The sequence below is a fragment of the Pedobacter sp. GW821-FHT01D05 genome (genome assembly GCF_059422505.1).
Genome location: NZ_JBWKXA010000001.1, coordinates 444,900 through 460,401, shown reverse-complemented (window position 1 = coordinate 460,401; position 15,502 = coordinate 444,900). Strand labels below are relative to the sequence as shown.

The window sequence follows — 15,502 nt, the reverse complement described above, 5'->3', positions numbered from 1 at the left end:
AACACTGACAAACACGGATGAATCTGTGTTCATCCTTTTTATCTGTGGTTAAATAAATAACAAAATGGTTTGTGAGGACACAAACCATGGCGGGAAAAAAGTTGCAATAGAAAGGTTTAAGTTTGGAACACAACCCTAAGTTAACCAAACCTGATAGCGCCAAATAGCTCCCGATTTAAACCAATATTGTATTTAAGAAAATTTCAAATCGGGACTATAGACAATAGCAGGGCTGAAATAACCGAAGAACTACCTGAGCCTGCTTTCCAAAAAATTATAAAATGGTTTGTGAGGACACAAACCATGGCAAGGAAATTAGCTTCGCAATGACGACTTATCGTTATAAAAAATGGCCTGCGTTTCCACAGGCCATTGCAATAATTATTGTATTCAAAACTATTTTCCGTTCTGTTCGATATCTCTGTCCATTTCTACCAGATCAACATCACTTGGTTCAGAAAAATCGCCGATTAAATATTTGTTAAAATGATCAGCCAACTTCCAGAAAGCATACTCCGTCATATCTCCAAAGCCATGGCGCTGGCCAGGAATAATCAGGAAATCGAAACGTTTACCAGCTTTCATTAAAGCATTGGCCACACGGATAGAGTTTGCTGGATGCACATTGTTATCCACATCACCGTGCATCAATAACAAATGTCCTTTTAAGTTTTTGGCCAGATCAGGGTTTTTATCAATGCTGTATTTAAATGAGGTATCGCCCTTTAACGAAATGGTTTCTTTCACCCCGTGGTGTTTTTCGCTCCACCAGCGGTTGTAAATGCTATTATCGTGGTTTCCTGCGTTCGAAACCGCAGCTTTAAAGAAATCAGGATAAACCAACATAGCAGCGGTTGACATAAAACCACCTCCAGAGTGACCTGTAATGCCCACTTTCGATTCGTCGATGTAAGAATATTTGGCTGCCAATTGCTCAATAGCAGTTTTCTTATCTGCCAAACCGTAATCGCGCAAATTGCCATAACCATAAGTATGGTACCATTTAGAACGAGAAGGGTTTCCACCTCGGTTACCTACTGTAATTACGATATAACCAAATTGAGCTAAACGCTCCGTACGGTCCATGCTCTTACTAAAAGCTTTGTTTACAGCTTCGGTTTGTGGGCCTGGGTAAACATATTCAATAACCGGATACTTTTTATTAGGATCGAAATCGAAAGGTTTATACATTACGCCGTACAGATCGGTAATTCCGTCATCTGCTTTTACTTTGAAAGGTTCAGGGAATTTGTAACCTGCTGTTATTAATAATGAAAGATCTGTAGTTTCAAGATCCATCACTTTTTTTCCGGTTCCGTTATAAAGCGTCGCCTTTGGCGCTGTGTTTACCCTCGAATAATTATCAACAAAAAAAGTATTGTTATCGTTCATATTCGCCACATGGTCAAAATCACCTGCATTTAACAGTTTCATGTTCGAGCCATCAAAATTGATGCTGTATAAATGTAAGTAATAAGGATCTTCTTTACTTTCCCTTCCATTTGCCGTAAAATAAAGGATACGTTTTTTCTCGTCGATATTTACAATACTCTCGCAGTGGAAAGCGCCTTTGGTAATCTGATTTTTCAGCTTCCCATTTCCGTCAAAAAGATAAAAATGTGCCCAACCATCGCGCTCACTCCAATGAATCAGTTCATTGCCGTCATTTACCAAACCTGGGCGGTTAACTTCAACATAGGTATTAAAACGTTCGTCGATTAAAGGCGTAACTTTTCCGCTGGCAATATCAACCGTACCGATGTCGATACGTTTTAAATCGCGGCTGGTGCGCGAAAAATAGAACCTGCTATCGTTACCCAACCAAATAGATGGACGGAATTCGTTATCGCGGTCTTTATTTAATGATGGTTTGCTCCAAACTGAAACACTTTGATCTTTAAAAGCGGCAACACTCAGTTTTTTATAAGATTTTGCAGCAAAATCGAACAATAAAACTTCATCCTGAGGGGCTTCTGCCTCTCCCGGCATCTGATATTTATAGGTTTCTAACGTCGGACGGCCAGGTGTAACACTATTAATTACCCAAAGATCTTTAACCTTACGCGAATCGGTTCTGTCCAACACGAAATATTTCGAATTCGGCGACCAAAGTACATAAGCACCGCGTCGTTTTTTATTGTTTTTTTCGTTCTCTACGTTGTTCTCACCATCGCCGTCACTTCCATACGAATAAAATTTAACACCGTCTTTAGTGAGCTGATGTTCTACAATCGTGCTGTCATCTTCATTTTTGACCGCTTTTTTGTAGTTGTCTTTATCCATCCAATACAAGTTGTAGTTACGGGAGAAGATAATGGCCGACGAATCTGGCGCTACCGATCCCCATGATGGTTTTGGCTTTGGCTTACTGAAGTTTGGCACCTCAGTTAATTTCGCGCTGGCCAGTTCGTATTTGAAAGAAAATATTTTCTTCTGCATAGAATCTGCCGCTTTTTTATCTTTTCTGTCTTTTTTCAACTCATCGACCGTGCTTTTGATTTCGAAAGAAATACTTTTTTCATCAGCAGCAAATTTCAGATTTTCAAGCGGTAAATGTTCGGCATCGAATGGATCGCGAACAATCAGGGTAATATCTGCTGCCAGTTTAGCATTATCAAACATCAGCTTTTTGCTTTTTGATGCAGGATCTACAAGGTACCAGAATTTTCCTTTCGGGCTTTCGAAAGTATACCAAAAACGGTTGCTTAACTTTAGCCAATGCGGATCTACAGCCGTAGAATAAACCATTTTTTTCAACTTATTTGGCGAAAAACGCGATGCAAGCTGATAATTTGCTTTAGGCTGTGGCTGAAGACTTTCGGTTAGGGTAAATGTTTTGTTTTGTGCGGCTACAGTTAAGGATAAAAACTGCGCACACAACAGGAGTTTATAAAGTTTATTCATCAAAATTTGTTTGAGCCGCTAAATTATTTAATTATAGCATATTAAGCAGGCTTTAATGTGTAATAAAAGCGATAGTTAGCACAATTTTATGCACCGGAAAATAATTATTAACACAATTTATTTTGATAGTTAAATAATTGACAGATTTTATAGTTTTGTAGCTATATATCCACATAATGAAATACAGCTTTTTAACCCTAATAACAGCCGGAGTAATCTTATTTGCCAGCTGCCAGTCTAAATCTCAAACAGAAAATTCTGCTACGAAAGATTCTACTGCACAAACCAGCAAAACTGCAGAAAGTCCAGGAACAACCGTTGACGTTTCGAAAATAAAGGTTGCCGATGCCAAAACCATTTTAGCCCGGAAACAGGTACCTATTTTATGTTATCACCAGGTAAGAAACTGGAAGCCAACCGATGGAAAAGTAGGTAAAGATTATATTGTAGAAATCCAGAATTTTAAAGACCAGATGAAAATGCTGGCCGATAGCGGTTACCATACCATTTTACCCGATCAACTTTATGCCTACCTGAACACTGGTGCGGCCCTACCGAGCAAACCCATTATGCTAACTTTTGATGATACTGACCTGGATCAGTTTACCATTGTGCGCCCTACTTTAGATAAACTGGGTTATAAAGCCGTTTATTTCATCATGACCGTTTCGATCGGCAAAAAAGGCAAATTTGTAGATTACATGAGCAAAGAGCAGATTAAACAACTTTCTGACGAAGGAAATGTGATTGGCAGCCACACTTACGATCATAAAAACTTTAAAAAATATGCAGGTAAGGATTGGGAAGAGCAATTGGATAAACCAACCAAAAAACTGGAAGAAATTACAGGTAAAAAGATGACAGAATTTGCCTATCCTTTTGGCTTATGGAATGCAGAAGGTATCCCTGAGCTTAAAAAACGTGGTTTTAGAATGGCTTATCAATTATCAACCAAACGCGACGAAAAAGATCCGTTGTTTACGATCCGCCGGATTATTGCCAGTGGTTATTGGTCGCCAAAAACATTAAGCAACAGCATTAAAAACAGCTTTTAATTAGACGTACAACGTTATTAAATGAATATGAAGAATTTTCTGCTCTTAAGCGCTGCTTCTACATTATTTTTTGCTTCGTGCCAATCATCTGATGCTTCAAAAGGAAAAACTACAGCAAAAGCTGCTACTGAGGAAGTTAAAATAGATTCGGCAAATACTAAACCTGCCGATAACAAAACCATTCTGACACGCAGAGAGGTGCCCGTTCTGTGTTACCACCAGATTAGAAACAACATTGCCAGCGATAGCAAAAGAGCGCACGACGACATTATTGCCCCTGATAAATTTAAAGAGCACATGAAAATGCTGGCCGATAGTGGTTACCATTCTATTTTACCCGATCAGTTATATAATTATCTGGTTTACGGTGCCAAGTTGCCCGAAAAACCAATCATGATTACTTTCGATGATACGGATGAAGATCAATTTACGATTGGGAATACAACATTGAAAAAACACGGCTTTAAAGGCGTTTATTTTATTATGACGGTATCGATCGGCAGAAAAGGGCGGATCAATTACATGACTAAAGAACAGATAAAACAATTAGCTGACGAGGGAAATACGATTGCCAGCCATACCTACGACCATAAAAATTTTGCTCAGTTTACCGATGCCGACTGGACAACCCAAATAGATGCACCAACTAAAAAACTGGAAGAAATTACAGGGAAAAAAGTAGCGTATTTCGCTTATCCCTATGGTGTTTTTAAGGCTTCAACTTTACACAAGCTAAAAGAACATGGTTTTAAAGCAGCATTTATACTTTCAACAGCACGGGATGAAAATTACCCGCTTTATACCATTAGGAGAATAATTGATCCGGGAAGATACACTGCTAAAAACTTATATTACAGTATTAACAAGAGTTTTAATAAAACAAAATCATAGCAAAGAGGTTTAAAGCTTAAAGTGCTAGAATGTTGAAAGGTTAAGCACAACGTTTCAACATTCGAATTTAGCAACACTAAAACTTTATACCATCGCTATGAAATATTATTTGCATTTTTTCCTTTTCGGATTACTAATTATATCTGCCTGTGACAACCAAAAAAATGGGGCCAATACCGCTGAAACTGCAAATGATAGTACAGCGAATGCAAAGGCAGAACTTACAGAAAGTTTTTACAAGAGATTGGAAGGTACCATTGCAGGCAAAAAAGTAGTGATGCATTTGCAAAAGGTTGATGATGATGTAAGTGGTACCTATTACTATGACGGCTCATGGCTTAATCTATCAACCGATACTTTAATCGGGAAAGATAGCATTGTACTTACTGAGTATAGTTTTTATGAATCATATTTCACTCAGGATTTTAAATCGCCGCATTTGGCCCTAAAGTGGAATGGAAGTGGCTTTAATGGCAATTGGGAAAGTGGCGATAAAACCAAAAAGTTTCCGATTGCTTTAACAGAAAAGTATCCTGAGGGTAGTTATCCGTTCAGCGCCGGGATTTACAAAGACTCAATTAAGGCATTTGTGGATCAACCAAAATCGCCTGCTGCCGAAATCAGTTTTGAATACCTGGAAAGCAAAAACAAGGATGAATACGGCAACTGGTTAAACTCGGAGCTTAAAAAAATATCGGGTGTAAAATCTACTGTTGACCGTTCTATAGGCTTTAAAAATATAGCCACCGCTTATTTTAAAGATTATAAGACCCAAGTTACCGAGCAATCAAAAAATAGCCGTGGCGACGATTTCCAGGCATGGATGAACTACACTAATAACAGTCAGCAATCGGTCAATTACAATGACAATGGTTATGTTGTGATCGATTTCCTTGCTGATGCTTATACCGGTGGCGCGCATGGCAATTATAGCAGCTTAATGTTCTGTTTAGATGTAAAAAACAAAAAACAGTTGGTGCTTAGCGATATCATCAAAATTGATTCGAATACCTTACAAAGCATTTTAGAGCGCAATCTTCGTAAAGAATATAACATTAAAACTAAAGATGCACTGAGCACTGTTCTTTTTGATGACTTTATAAAGCCGAACAAAAATTTTTATTTCAATGCGAACGGAATTGCTTTTATGTACAACCCATATGAAGTAGCGAGTTATGCACAAGGGCAGATTGTTGTATTTATCCCTTATTCGGATTTAAAGACTTATTTGGTACCAGCTTTTGCAGAAAGGATGGGAATTAGATAGCTCGCGAAGTTTAAGAAGATCGCTATAATAAATTGTCGTCATTTCGAGCACAGTGCAACGAAGTCGAGAAATCTTCCTAGACGGATCTCTCCATTCCGCTATGCTCCAGTCGAGATGACGACTTTTTATAATATGCCTTTCACTAAATATTCCTTACCATTAAACTTAAAGCTTTCATTTATTGCTTTTCCAATTAAAAACCGCCCGATTGGCGAAGCCTGCGATACCGCAAAGAATTTTTGTCCATCGGTATTAAGCTCTCCTGCACTGATGCTGATATAAAAATTACCTTCTGAGGTTAAAACCAAACTTCCGTTTTTAACCAGGCGATCTGATTCTACATTTTCGATCTGCTGCAATGCAATTTTCTGCTGTCCTGCTTCGTAAAGTAATTTACTGTTGCGGTCCATCTCCTGCTGCATCATTTCGCGCGTAGTTTCGTATTTATCGCCTGCACTACTTTTTGTATCATCGTTCGAAGCTTGCCTGGCCTGTTGCAGCGAATATTCAATGTTTTCTATCCTATTTTGAATAAAAGTTAAGCAAAGCTGATAAAGTTTAGATTTTAATGCAGACATTATAATAATGGGTAATGTAAACGGGTGATATTAAATGGAAGATAAACTATTTCCTTAAGGCAAAGGCCCGTTTTAAAATAGATTCGATTTTCTTTTTGGGGATATCTTCGAGGTGGTTAATCAATAAAATTTTCATTCTGGCTCTTTTCTCCTGCAACAAATCTTCGTGTTCAATTTTATTTCCATCCACTAAACCAATGTAAGGCTGATGGAGTTTTTTATGTGTCCAAAGATAGCAGAACATTTTTCCTTTATGGTAATAAAAAGGCATTCCGTATTTCCAATGTTCTGTAATATCAGCATAGCCTGTTAAAAGCGACCTTAAATATTGAAGGCAACTTTTAAGAGGTTCATCTTTTTTTTCGAAATAGTTATCCAAAGGATTTAGCATAATGTAAGATGATGTATAGTCCATAGTCTTCAGTCCGTAGTCTGAAGTCGATTAACCGCATCTACCAATTAACGATTGACTAATGAACCAATGAACTACTCTTCAATCCACCTCACTTTTTCTTCCATCGAAGTTCGGTTTGGCGCCCAGGGTTTTTCGTTATGATAGCCCATGTAAAATAAACCGATGCACTTTTCATTTTCGCCCAGGCTTAAAAAATCACCCAAATTGTCAATTAAAGGTGGAGAACTCCAGTAAGCGCCAACCTGCAGACTTTCAGCAGTTAAAGCCATATTTTGAACAGCACATGCAACTGCTGCTAATTCTTCCCATTCTGGTATTTTACCACTCACCTGCATATTGATGGCAATAATGCAATCGGCCTGACTCGTTTTTTCGGCAAAGCTGTCGTACTTTTTCTGTAAAAACTGTTGCGGGCTAACCAATTCCTTATATAATTTACCCAGTTCTTCACCAAGTTTCGTTAATCCCGCTTTTCTGATCACAACAAAACGCCAGGGCTGGGTTAATTTATGTGTTGGGGCATAATTGGCAGTTTCTAAAATCTGGTTGATTACTTCAACCGGAATTTCTTTTTTAATATAGCTGGCAGGAAAAATACTGCGACGTTCTTTTATAACTTTTGAAATGATATCGTATGTTGTACTCATTTGGTAAATATAAGGTAAAAGGCGGAAGGCAGAAGGTTTAAGGCTAGATTTGACGTTTAATTAACTGAAAACCGCAAACTATTAATTGCAAATTATAAACTGTTAACTGCTAATTGATAACTGTTTCCTAATCTGTTTAACCTTTGCAAAAAAAGCAATACTTTCTTTATCTACCAGAAAATCCATGGTTTGCAGCAGTTCTTCCTTAATCCAACTGTGTTCGACATTTAAATTGGCCAAAATGTTTAAACAATGTGACTTTACGGCTACAGGAATCTGCTCATCAATTAACCAGGCAAAAGTAACTTCTACCAAATGATCGGTATCATAACCGGCAAGGATTTTCTTAATTTCTACTGAGGCATTCTTCTTCGTCATAAAGGCCATAATTTTGACATAATGCCTCAATGCCGACAAATTGTTTTGTTGTGGAAATTTCTCTAAAAAATAAAATACGTAAGGCAGAAATCTCTGCTGATGGGCAGTATACACATTTTCTAAAATCCATGCGGCCCTGAAACCAATCTGTTCATCATGATAGAAACTTAAATCGATCAGATCTTTTACCGAAAAGGTGTCTTCAGAAGCTATAGCAGCTAACTTTTCTACTTTGCTTTTCTGAAGGGTAGTTTTTACGGTTTCGAGCAGGGCATGATTTGGCATGGGACTAAAATAAATATTTTACGACAAAGTACATTGAGATAAATCGTCATGAAGCTGTATTATAAATGTAATTCAATCGAATTTGTCACGTTGAGCCTCCCGAAGAATCGGAACAGGTTGTCGAAACGCCTTTTAGAGATTTAAAACAGATCCTTCGACAAGCTCTCCGTAGGAGTCCTTTGGACAGGATGACAATTCTAAATTTATGGAGACGGCCTCATCTGATTGGGAACCACAAAGTGCCCATCGAGGATAACTAAGATTCCCCCATGCGCGAGAATGACGCCCCCCTTTTGAAACAATTTATTAAATAATCAATACCCTTTAATGTTCTGGAACAAAAGATTTATTTCCAAAAATATCGATTTTAAAAATTCCCTTCTTCTTACCGTTAACGTCTTCTATAACTGTATTACCAAATACATCTTTTTTATACTTAGCTAATACATTTCCATGGTCATCTTCAACAACGGTATCGCCAAAAATATTATTTTTCTGCTTGCCTATCACCTTGCCATTGCCATCTTCTATGATGATATTGCCCGAAATATCTGTTTTATAAACATTTAAGATCTGACCACGGTCGTTTTCAATAATGGTATTACCAAAAACATCTGTTTTTTGTTTGATAGCCACTTCTGTTTTCCCATCACCAGGAACCAAACCATTTAACGGCTTTGGCACCAGATTTTGATCACGTTCACTTTCTAACACCCTGTTGCCAAAAAAATCTTTCTTTTGTGTACCTACAGTTTTTCCGGCTTCATTTTCTAAAATTGTATTGCCGAAAAAATCCTGCTTTTGCTTGGCTATAGTTTTACCATCTTTATCTACAATAATGGTATTGCCCAAAAAGTCTTTCTTCTGTTTGCCGATGGTGTTATCTTTTGAATCGACCAGAATGGTATCGCCAAAAAAATCAACTTTATATTTATACTCGGATTCTTGGCCATAAGCCACAACGGAAATAGTAGACATGATAATGCCTAGCGTTAACTTTTTCATATTGATTTCATTTTTTTGTGTGTATCACTAAAATACTAAAATTACATGGAGAAAAAGAATGAATAACCATGTATTAATCTTGTTAGTTTGAGGCTTTAATCCATTGGCCAAAAGCTTCTCCCCTTTATTAACTAAACCCGATAGTAGCGGGCATCCCGATTTAAGCACTATTTGCTGTTTTTTATGGTGTGCTTGCTTGTTTCACAGGTTTCATCGGGATAAAGCGGATAACGGGACTGCTTACCCAAAAAAGAACGGAACCCTCCATTTCATACCCTTCCAACAATCAAATGCCTTTGCACCCTCAACCTTCATTTCCAAATTATTAATCCCAACCTTTGCTCCTTCCGCCTTTTTACCCTCAACCTTTTTCCCTATCTTTGCGGCTTATTTCAATTATAGCATGATTTCAGTTTCTAATTTATCGTTACGATACGGCAAACGCACATTATTTGAAGATGTTAACCTAAAATTTACCCAGGGCAACTGCTATGGCGTAATTGGAGCTAACGGCGCAGGTAAATCTACTTTTCTAAAAATTTTATCGGGAGAAGTTAACCAAACTTCTGGTAGTGTGGCTTTTACTCCAGGCGAAAGAATGGCGGTTTTAAAACAAAACCACTACGAATTTGATGAGTTTTCGGTATTAGAAACCGTAATGATTGGTCATAAAGAACTTTATGCCATTATGAAAGAGAAAGATGCCATTTATATGAAAGAAGATTTCTCGGAGAAAGATGGCGAACGCGCCGGAGAGCTGGAGAATCTTTTTGCCGAAATGGACGGCTGGAACATGGAAAGCAATGCGGCAACCATGTTGAGCAATTTAGGCATTACCGAAGATAACCACTATAAATTGTTAAAAGAGCTAGACAATACGCAGAAAGTACGTGTGTTATTGGCACAGGCCCTATTTGGTAATCCGGATATTTTATTACTGGATGAGCCTACCAACGATTTGGATATCGAAACCATTGCCTGGTTAGAAAACTTTTTGGCCGACTATCAAAATATTGTATTGGTTGTATCGCACGATAGGCACTTTTTAGATGCAGTATGTACGCATATTGTGGATATCGATTTCGCTAAAATGAGCATTTACACCGGTAACTATACCTTCTGGTACGAATCTAGTCAGTTGGCATTAAAACAGCGAAGCGACCAGAACAAAAAAATGGAAGATAAGGTAAAGGAGTTACAGGAATTTATCCGCAGGTTTAGTGCAAATGCATCTAAATCAAAGCAGGCAACTTCTCGTAAGAAAGCTTTAGATAAGATTGATATCACCGAAATTAAAGCGTCAAGCAGAAAATATCCAGCCATTATCTTCAATAATACCGGTCGTGAGGCTGGTGACCAGATTTTACAGGTAGAAAACCTGGGCAAAAATGGAAACGATGGTGTTTTGTTCGACAAAGTTACCTTCATGGTAAATAAGGGTGATAAAATTGCTGTATTATCTCAGAATAGTTTAGCTACCGCAGCATTTTATGATGTTTTAACGGGCAGAGATGCAGATCATAGAGGAGAGTTTAAATGGGGTGTTACCATTAGTACCGCAGATATCCCGAACGATAACTCTGAATATTTTGCCGGTAAAGATGAAAACCTGGTAGATTGGTTACGTGAGTACTCTGGTACCGATGCCGATGAGCAATTTGTACGCAGCTTTTTAGGCCGTATGTTATTCTCGGGCGAAGAGGTACTTAAAAACGTAAAAGTGCTTTCTGGGGGCGAAAAAATGCGTTGTATGTTCTCTAGAATGATGTTACAACAAGCCAACCTGTTAATGTTTGATGAGCCAACCAATCACCTAGATCTGGAATCTATCGAGGCACTGAACAATGGTATGAAAGATTTTAAAGGCGCGATATTGTTTACCTCACGAGATCACCAGTTAACCGAAACCGTTGCCAACCGCATTATAGAAATCACACCGAAAGGTACTATTGATAAGCTGATGACTTACGATGAATATATCAACAGCAGCGATGTTGCAAAACTAAGAGAAGAAATGTATTCTTAGTTCTTCAATTAAAATACTGATTTAGAAGCCACATGCATCCATGTGGCTTTTTCTTTATAAAAAATCGCATCTGCTGTAGCGTTTTCATTCCGTTAATCGTTTTACAAGAAAAAAGCGTTAATGGCCATTAACCAATTTTGTTCAAAAAATTGATTTAAAACATTAAAATGAAAACGAATTTGAAAAATTTTAGCACTACAAAAATTATACTCTCTCTCTTAGCGATAGCTTTAACGATAACTGCCTGTAAAAAAGACTTTAACAACGACCCTATCGAAGCTGCTGGTATTGGCTTTGTTCATGCATCACCTGGAACAGGCGCGTTGGATTTTATCCTGGATAACCAAAAAATAAACAGCTTTACCTACACTAAAGATTTAGGATACTATGCCGCTTATCCAGGAACAAGATTGGTGGGTGTTGCTAAAAAGGATTCTTTAAAATATTTAACCACCGCTACGGCTACGTTAAAAGAAGGATCATTTTATTCGGTTTTCGTAGTAGATACTTTAAAATCAACAAAACTTTTAATCCTGGAAGATGATTTAAAAGCACCTGAAACGGATAAGGCTAAAGTTCGTTTTGTAAACTTAAGCCCGGGTTCTGCCCCATTTGATTTAGCAATTGCAGGTACAGATGCTCCTTTATTTACAGCAAAAGCATTTAAAGAGTTCACCACTTTTAGCAATATTGCACCAAACGATAGTTATACTTTCCAATTAAAGCAAAGCGGAACAGTTAAAGTTAGTTTACCAGCTGTAAAAATCGAAAAAGGTAAAATTTATACCATCTGGGCTAAAGGCTTATCGAGCAAAACCGATAGTACTGGAGTTGGCTTATCAGTGATGACAAATAAATAAAAATATTTCACTCTACCTGTGGAAACGAAAACTGACACCACTCAAAAAATTGGGTGGTGTTATTTTTCTTAAATTTGCAATAATTAATCATGATAAACCTTTAATAAATAGTCCTTTACAGGGGTGATAAAAAAAATACTCAGTTTTGAGGAAATTTTAAAAGGCTGTGTAAAAAACGACAATAGCTGTAAAGAAATGATGTATAAATCATTTTATGGCTATTTAATGGGCATTATTTTAAGGTATACGAAAAACCCTTCTGACAGTGAAGAGCTTGTAAATGACAGTTTTATCAAGATTTTTAAACATGTTGGCGGCTTCAAGGCACCAAAAAACCCAGAAGAATTACAGCGATCGTTTAAAGGCTGGATTGCCCAGATTGCTTCGCGGACGGCAATAGACAAAATACGGAGTTCGAAAGTTCAGTTTTATGTTGATGATTTAGCAGAAAGCGAACATCCGGTTACCCAGGTTTCGGTTGCTTCGGAACTACACGTTAATGATATTTTGAATTTACTAAATCACTTACCAGATACGCAGAGACTGGTATTTAACTTATATGAAATTGAGGGCTTTGCCCACGATGAAATTTCGAAGATGTTAAACATTCCTGAAAGTTCCAGTCGTGTTTACCTTACACGTTCTAAAAATAAGTTACGTACCCTTTACCTAAATACCATGGTTAATTCATACGAAAAAAATGGATAAGGAATTAATTGAGCATATCACCGCGCAACTCCAAAACCATGAGGAAACATACCCTAATGGTGCTTGGGAGCGCTTTTCGGAGAAAAAAAATAAGAGACGAGGTATCGCTTTTTGGCCTTTATGGGCCGCTGCTGCCTTAATTTTGGTCTTTGGAGGTGTATTTTTTGCGCAAAACAATACAGATCAGAAAAAAGATATTGCAATAACTAAACCTAAAGCCACGCAAAATCCGGCGGCTAACGGAAATACAAATGCGGTTACTGAAACTCAAACCAATCCTACATCATTAAATGGCAATACAACTGCTGCAAACAACCTTACTGCCAGTCGTCCAGCCAAAATTACAGAAAATACAAAACCATTATTAACAGAGCATACCGGTTATCCGTTTATTAATACATCAGACCAATTGACTCCTGTAAACAATAATCTTTTAGATAATAAACTTGCTGGTGCTAATCTTTCAAACCTGCAAACAAAACAGTTTGATATTTTAACGGAAAAGAAGAAACCTCAACCCATGGCGCAAACAAGTTTTGAAAAACTGCTTGCCCATGATAGTTATGTAAATCAGCAAAAACCGCCATCCAAAACAAGTGAAAATTCTAAATGGCAGCCTGATGTTTACGTAGCCCCAGCGATGGGTAACGATAATAAAGTAACCATGAACTATGGCTTTTCTTTATCGTATGCCATTGCCAATAAATTATCAATAAGTTCTGGCGTTTCTTATGCCTCTATTAGCACCACCGAATCACTAAACGCTTCTGCACCACAAACCTTATCGGGCAAAAACCTCGAGTCGGTTGATGCTAAAGTGCGCGGAATTAATGTTCCTTTAGAATTAAAATATAACATAAGTGATAAACTCTACACCAATATAGGGGTTTCTGCACTGGCTGTTTTAAACAACTCACAGCAGAACAACTACATTGTAAACCAGGTGCAGAATTTTTCTTCCACAACAGCAAATGGCTACGCAGATTCTAAGACATTGATTGTGAAAGAAAAAACGACCGAACCACAGCCCGAAGCCAATATAGATCCTGATAAATACATCGGATTTTATAATTTTTCTTTAGGTTATAAACAAAAAATATCCAAAAAGAACAATATTGCCATCGAGCCTTTTTTAAGGCTGCCAATGAAAACTTTCTCTAAGGAGAACCTTAACCTCACCAACGGCGGACTGCGTTTGAAGATCGATTTTTAGAAAAAAAACTAAGATATTTAGTATATTTGGTTAAATACCTCATATGAAAAATATCAAGCCATACCCTACTGAAGAAGAGCAACCTCCAATTAAAACCCTTAATGAGGTCGATTTTTCTGCGACTTACAGTTATGCCGATTATATGCGCTTCGAATTTGAAGAGCGCTTAGAGATTATCAAAGGATTTTTATTCAAGATGAGTCCTGCCCCTTCCAGGGTTCATCAAAAAATATCGGGAAGAATTTACGTACCTATCTACAATGCATTAAATGGTTATAAATGCGAAGTGTATGCAGCACCTTTTGATGTTCGTTTAGCAAAGAAAACTCAAGAGGATAAAGAAGTTTTCACGGTGGTGCAACCCGATATCGTTGTAGTTTGCGATCAGACTAAACTCGATAAACGCGGATGCATAGGCGCACCCGATATTGTTGTCGAAATTTTATCACCTGGCAACAACAAAAAAGAGCTGATCAACAAATACGAAGTTTATGAAGAAGCGGGTGTTAAAGAATACTGGATTGTAAGCCCCTCGGAAAAAACATTTTTCAGGTATATCCTTGATGATAACGGCAAGTTTCAACCAACAAAATTGCTCACTGAAGGTGAAGAGGTAACCACCACAATTATACCTGGTTTTAAACTCATTTTAGATGAGGTTTTTCAAGATTAAAACATGGACATCAACGAAAGAAGCCAAGTTTTAAACGGCAATTTGCCATTTAAAACTTGACTTCCTTGAAATCGTTTATCTATAATTAGTGACCTGAATGACCATCAGCTCCGTGAGCATGACCATGAGCCAATTCATCTTGAGTAGCTTCACGTACATTTAAAATCACGCCGCTAAACACTAAGTTTTTACCAGCCATTGGGTGGTTTAAATCTACTGAAATGGTTTCGTCGTGAACAGCAGTAACACCTGCTCTAAACTGGTTACCATTGTTATCTTGTAAAGGAATTACATCACCTACATTTGGCAATTCGCCGCCAGCTTCAGTAAACATCGTTTTTGGAAGATCAGCAAAAGCACCTGGATCGATATCACCGTAACCATCTGCTGCAGATAGCTCGAAGCCATATTCATCACCAGTTTTCAAACCGGTTAAATGTTCTTCAAATTTAGGCAACATCATGCCAACGCCATATAAAAATACTAAAGGATTTTGTTCGTCAGCTTTTTCTACAAAAACTTGTTGTCCTTCTTCGTTAGTAGTATGCAATTCGTAAGTTAACGCTACTACAGAGTTTGGTGAAATATTCATTTAAA

15 protein-coding genes are annotated in these 15,502 nt (G+C 37.6%); 8 read left to right on the top strand and 7 right to left on the bottom strand.

What is annotated here, in order from left to right; translation table 11 throughout:
* Nucleotides 1–396: 396 nt before the first annotated feature.
* A complete protein-coding gene (locus tag AC07VK_RS01850; protein ID WP_492955858.1) occupies nt 397–2,904 on the bottom strand; it encodes a S9 family peptidase in 2,508 nt (835 codons plus the stop codon).
* 176 nt (nt 2,905–3,080) lie between these two features.
* Between AC07VK_RS01850 and AC07VK_RS01845 the strand changes: the two genes are divergently transcribed.
* From AC07VK_RS01845 to AC07VK_RS01835, 3 genes are all read left to right on the top strand, one after another.
* Entirely contained in the window at nt 3,081–3,959 is an 879-nt protein-coding gene (locus AC07VK_RS01845; protein WP_492957929.1) for a polysaccharide deacetylase family protein, read from the top strand.
* A gap of 27 nt (nt 3,960–3,986) precedes the next feature.
* Nucleotides 3,987–4,850 carry a polysaccharide deacetylase family protein gene (locus tag AC07VK_RS01840; protein ID WP_492957928.1) on the top strand — a complete coding sequence of 288 codons (864 nt, stop codon included), beginning with the start codon at nt 3,987–3,989 and terminating at the stop codon, nt 4,848–4,850.
* A gap of 97 nt (nt 4,851–4,947) precedes the next feature.
* Nucleotides 4,948–6,117, top strand: coding sequence for a DUF3298 and DUF4163 domain-containing protein (locus AC07VK_RS01835; protein ID WP_492957926.1), 1,170 nt, complete (start codon nt 4,948–4,950; stop codon nt 6,115–6,117).
* A 125-nt stretch (nt 6,118–6,242) separates the two neighbouring features.
* Here the strand turns inward: AC07VK_RS01835 and AC07VK_RS01830 are convergent, their stop codons facing one another.
* The 5 genes from AC07VK_RS01830 to AC07VK_RS01810 all read right to left on the bottom strand — a co-directional run bounded on the left by AC07VK_RS01830 (nt 6,243) and on the right by AC07VK_RS01810 (nt 9,425).
* Nucleotides 6,243–6,695: a 3-oxoacyl-ACP synthase gene (locus AC07VK_RS01830; RefSeq protein ID WP_492955853.1), complete on the bottom strand. Its 453-nt coding sequence runs from the start codon at nt 6,693–6,695 to the stop codon at nt 6,243–6,245.
* 46 nt (nt 6,696–6,741) lie between these two features.
* Entirely contained in the window at nt 6,742–7,110 is a 369-nt protein-coding gene (locus AC07VK_RS01825) for a DUF1801 domain-containing protein (RefSeq protein WP_492955852.1), read from the bottom strand.
* A 71-nt stretch (nt 7,111–7,181) separates the two neighbouring features.
* Nucleotides 7,182–7,757 (bottom strand): nitroreductase family protein, encoded by a 576-nt coding sequence (locus AC07VK_RS01820; protein WP_492955851.1) that lies wholly within the window; start codon nt 7,755–7,757, stop codon nt 7,182–7,184.
* Nucleotides 7,758–7,859: 102 nt separating this feature from the next.
* Complete coding sequence (locus AC07VK_RS01815; protein ID WP_492957924.1) at nt 7,860–8,420, bottom strand: HEAT-like fold family protein; 561 nt, start codon at nt 8,418–8,420, stop codon at nt 7,860–7,862.
* Between the two features lie 324 nt (nt 8,421–8,744).
* Nucleotides 8,745–9,425 (bottom strand): hypothetical protein, encoded by a 681-nt coding sequence (locus AC07VK_RS01810; RefSeq protein ID WP_492957922.1) that lies wholly within the window; start codon nt 9,423–9,425, stop codon nt 8,745–8,747.
* Between the two features lie 403 nt (nt 9,426–9,828).
* Here AC07VK_RS01810 and AC07VK_RS01805 point away from each other — a divergent pair, with 403 nt between their 5' ends.
* The 5 genes from AC07VK_RS01805 (at nt 9,829) to AC07VK_RS01785 (ending at nt 14,905) form a co-directional block, all read left to right on the top strand.
* Nucleotides 9,829–11,451, top strand: a complete 1,623-nt coding sequence (locus tag AC07VK_RS01805; RefSeq protein ID WP_492957920.1) for an ABC-F family ATP-binding cassette domain-containing protein — start codon at nt 9,829–9,831, stop codon at nt 11,449–11,451.
* A 167-nt stretch (nt 11,452–11,618) separates the two neighbouring features.
* The gene (locus tag AC07VK_RS01800) at nt 11,619–12,311 is read left to right on the top strand and encodes a DUF4397 domain-containing protein (protein WP_492955849.1); all 693 of its coding nucleotides are present in this window, start codon (nt 11,619–11,621) and stop codon (nt 12,309–12,311) included.
* A 123-nt stretch (nt 12,312–12,434) separates the two neighbouring features.
* A complete protein-coding gene (locus AC07VK_RS01795; protein WP_086547055.1) occupies nt 12,435–13,019 on the top strand; it encodes an RNA polymerase sigma factor in 585 nt (194 codons plus the stop codon).
* Nucleotides 13,012–14,232 carry a hypothetical protein gene (locus AC07VK_RS01790; RefSeq protein WP_492957918.1) on the top strand — a complete coding sequence of 407 codons (1,221 nt, stop codon included), beginning with the start codon at nt 13,012–13,014 and terminating at the stop codon, nt 14,230–14,232. The genes AC07VK_RS01795 and AC07VK_RS01790 overlap by 8 nt, the downstream gene beginning before the upstream one ends.
* Nucleotides 14,233–14,275: 43 nt before the next feature.
* Nucleotides 14,276–14,905 carry a Uma2 family endonuclease gene (locus AC07VK_RS01785; RefSeq protein WP_492957916.1) on the top strand — a complete coding sequence of 210 codons (630 nt, stop codon included), beginning with the start codon at nt 14,276–14,278 and terminating at the stop codon, nt 14,903–14,905.
* An 85-nt stretch (nt 14,906–14,990) separates the two neighbouring features.
* Here the strand turns inward: AC07VK_RS01785 and AC07VK_RS01780 are convergent, their stop codons facing one another.
* Nucleotides 14,991–15,497 carry an FKBP-type peptidyl-prolyl cis-trans isomerase gene (locus tag AC07VK_RS01780; RefSeq protein WP_057933416.1) on the bottom strand — a complete coding sequence of 169 codons (507 nt, stop codon included), beginning with the start codon at nt 15,495–15,497 and terminating at the stop codon, nt 14,991–14,993.
* Between the last annotated feature and the right edge of the window lie 5 nt (nt 15,498–15,502).

What these genes read in the sequence shown, in the direction of transcription:
- AC07VK_RS01850 (WP_492955858.1), bottom strand. Translation starts at nt 2,904, where the DNA reads ATGAATAAACTTTATAAACTCCTGTTGTGTGCGCAGTTTTTATCCTTA.
- AC07VK_RS01845 (WP_492957929.1), top strand. Translation starts at nt 3,081, where the DNA reads ATGAAATACAGCTTTTTAACCCTAATAACAGCCGGAGTAATCTTATTT.
- AC07VK_RS01840 (WP_492957928.1), top strand. Translation starts at nt 3,987, where the DNA reads ATGAAGAATTTTCTGCTCTTAAGCGCTGCTTCTACATTATTTTTTGCT.
- AC07VK_RS01835 (WP_492957926.1), top strand. Translation starts at nt 4,948, where the DNA reads ATGAAATATTATTTGCATTTTTTCCTTTTCGGATTACTAATTATATCT.
- AC07VK_RS01830 (WP_492955853.1), bottom strand. Translation starts at nt 6,695, where the DNA reads ATGTCTGCATTAAAATCTAAACTTTATCAGCTTTGCTTAACTTTTATT.
- AC07VK_RS01825 (WP_492955852.1), bottom strand. Translation starts at nt 7,110, where the DNA reads ATGGACTATACATCATCTTACATTATGCTAAATCCTTTGGATAACTAT.
- AC07VK_RS01820 (WP_492955851.1), bottom strand. Translation starts at nt 7,757, where the DNA reads ATGAGTACAACATACGATATCATTTCAAAAGTTATAAAAGAACGTCGC.
- AC07VK_RS01815 (WP_492957924.1), bottom strand. Translation starts at nt 8,420, where the DNA reads ATGCCAAATCATGCCCTGCTCGAAACCGTAAAAACTACCCTTCAGAAA.
- AC07VK_RS01810 (WP_492957922.1), bottom strand. Translation starts at nt 9,425, where the DNA reads ATGAAAAAGTTAACGCTAGGCATTATCATGTCTACTATTTCCGTTGTG.
- AC07VK_RS01805 (WP_492957920.1), top strand. Translation starts at nt 9,829, where the DNA reads ATGATTTCAGTTTCTAATTTATCGTTACGATACGGCAAACGCACATTA.
- AC07VK_RS01800 (WP_492955849.1), top strand. Translation starts at nt 11,619, where the DNA reads ATGAAAACGAATTTGAAAAATTTTAGCACTACAAAAATTATACTCTCT.
- AC07VK_RS01790 (WP_492957918.1), top strand. Translation starts at nt 13,012, where the DNA reads ATGGATAAGGAATTAATTGAGCATATCACCGCGCAACTCCAAAACCAT.
- AC07VK_RS01785 (WP_492957916.1), top strand. Translation starts at nt 14,276, where the DNA reads ATGAAAAATATCAAGCCATACCCTACTGAAGAAGAGCAACCTCCAATT.
- AC07VK_RS01780 (WP_057933416.1), bottom strand. Translation starts at nt 15,497, where the DNA reads ATGAATATTTCACCAAACTCTGTAGTAGCGTTAACTTACGAATTGCAT.